3 protein-coding genes are annotated in these 2,104 nt (G+C 54.1%); 2 read left to right on the top strand and 1 reads right to left on the bottom strand.

Annotated features, from left to right (window positions below):
- Both ACTHS3_RS11895 and nadC read left to right on the top strand, forming a co-directional pair.
- Positions 1 to 156 (top strand): NrtR DNA-binding winged helix domain-containing protein (locus tag ACTHS3_RS11895; protein ID WP_440368028.1); only part of this gene is annotated, 156 nt, incomplete at its 5' end.
- Between the two features lie 75 nt (positions 157 to 231).
- Complete coding sequence (gene nadC / locus ACTHS3_RS11890; RefSeq protein WP_004520494.1) at positions 232 to 1,113, top strand: carboxylating nicotinate-nucleotide diphosphorylase; 882 nt, start codon at positions 232 to 234, stop codon at positions 1,111 to 1,113.
- A 62-nt stretch (positions 1,114 to 1,175) separates the two neighbouring features.
- Here nadC and murI read toward each other — a convergent pair whose 3' ends face one another.
- Positions 1,176 to 1,985 carry a glutamate racemase gene (gene murI / locus ACTHS3_RS11885; RefSeq protein ID WP_049343929.1) on the bottom strand — a complete coding sequence of 270 codons (810 nt, stop codon included), beginning with the start codon at positions 1,983 to 1,985 and terminating at the stop codon, positions 1,176 to 1,178.
- Positions 1,986 to 2,104: the final 119 nt, after the last annotated feature.

The following is a 2,104-nucleotide window of genomic DNA, read 5'->3' as shown; positions in this document are numbered from 1 at the left end:
TTCCGCCGCCAGATTCAGCAGCAAAACCTCATCGAGCCGTCGGATACCGGCGTATCAGGCAGTAAAGGCCGTCCTGCACAGCTTTACCGATTCCGCGACGACGTCCTACCCGATCAGCTGATTTCTGATATTGGACTGCCGCTGGGTAGCCACTAACTGATTTTCAGACGGCCTCAAATTAAATTTTGTCCCATCAGGCAAATATCAATATTTTTCAACAAAGGAACCTTCATGTCGTCTGAAAACAATCTTCTTCCTCTACCCGATACCCTGTTGCGCCCCATGGTAGAACAAGCCTTGAGCGAAGATTTAGGCAGGCGAGGCGATGTTACGTCCGCCGCCGTTATCACTCCCGACAAAACCGCCAAACTTTTCCTCGTCAGCCGCAAAGACGGCGTTATCGCCGGCATGGATTTGGCGCGTCTTGCCTTTCAGACGATGGATCCGTCCGTCCGTTTCCAAGCCGAAATCCAAGATGGGCAAGCCGTTTGCGTAGGTCAGACACTTGCCACCATCGCAGGAAACGCCCGCGCGCTGCTCGCCGTCGAACGTACTGCGCTCAACTATCTTACGCACTTGAGCGGCATCGCCACCGCCACCGCACATGCAGTAGCCGAAGTTGCTGGTTACAATGTGGACATCGTGTGCAGCCGCAAAACCATCCCACTGCTTCGCGTCCTGCAAAAATACGCCGTAAGGGCAGGCGGCGGCGTAAACCACCGCATGGGCTTGGACGACGCCGTACTCATCAAAGACAACCACCTCGCCTATTGCGGCAGCATCGCCCAAGCCGTTCGGCAAGCGAAGCAGGCGGTCGGACCGTTGACTTGCGTGGAAATCGAAGTGGACACGTTGGCACAACTGGACGAAGCCATCGCGGCTGGCGCGGAACGGATTTTGCTGGACAACATGGACGACGAAACCTTGAAAGAAGCGGCAAACCGCTGCCACACACAAACCGTCCACACACACACCATCTATTGCGAAGCATCGGGTGGCATCGGCTTCGACCGCCTGAAGCGCGTGGCACAAACCGGCGTGGACGGCATCGCCCTCGGCTATCTGACCCACAGCAGCCGCTCGTTGGATATAGGTTTGGATTTCGTGGCTTAAATTTCGAGTTTGCTATAAAGCAAAGGCCGTCTGAAATTTCAGACGGCCTTTAATATTTCCCATCAACCCAACGTTACCATTTCAATCTGCTCCATACTTCTGCCTAAGAAGCGTTCGCCGATGGTACGGAAACGCAGTGGGATGTCGCTGACATAGAAGCGGTAATCCGGGTTGTCGTTTTCTGTATTCAGCAAACCTGCTTGCGCTAAGGCTTTGGCGGTGGCTTCGGCGGTGGTGATGGCGGAGTCGACCAAGGTAACGTTTTGTGCTTCGCAGCCGATAAGCGGTTTGAGCAGTGGGAAGTGGGTACAACCCAACACCAGCGTATCAATGTCGTCGGCCAAAAGCGGCTTCAAGTATTCGCGCACGGTCAGGCGGGTGACTTCGTGATCGAGCCAGCCTTCTTCTACCAATGGCACAAGCAGGGGCGCGGCTTGTGTGCGCACCAGCGTGTCGTTGTTTTTTGAATGGATGGCACGCGCGTAGGCATTGCTGTTGACGGTGGTGTTGGTCGCGATAATGCCGATTCGGTTGTTTTTAGTGGTTTGCAAAGCAGCTTCCGCACCGGCGGAAATGACGTCCAATACGGGCATATTGCCTGCTTTTTGGCGGATTTTTTGTCCGGCAACGGCAGCGATGGTGTTGCACGCGATGACGAGTGCTTTGACATCGTTTTCCAGCAGGAAATCGACAATCTGCATGGCGAAGGTTTCGATGGTGGCGCGGGATTTGGTGCCATAGGGAACGCGTGCGGTATCGCCGAAATAGATGATGTTTTCCATCGGCAGGCGTTCCATCAGGGCGCGGACGTTGGTCAAGCCGCCGACACCGGAATCGAATACGCCGATGGGGCGTTGTTTGCTGGTACTCATGGTTAATTTCTTCAATATAAAGTCGAGGCCGTCTGAAACCGTTTTTCAGACGGCCTGAAGGTTAAACATATTCTTTTTTATCGTTTTCCATCCAAGCCTGATGCGAGCAAATCCACAAC

This window comes from Neisseria sp. P0009.S007, from assembly GCF_051962515.1.
This window is presented reverse-complemented; position numbering and strand designations above follow the sequence as displayed.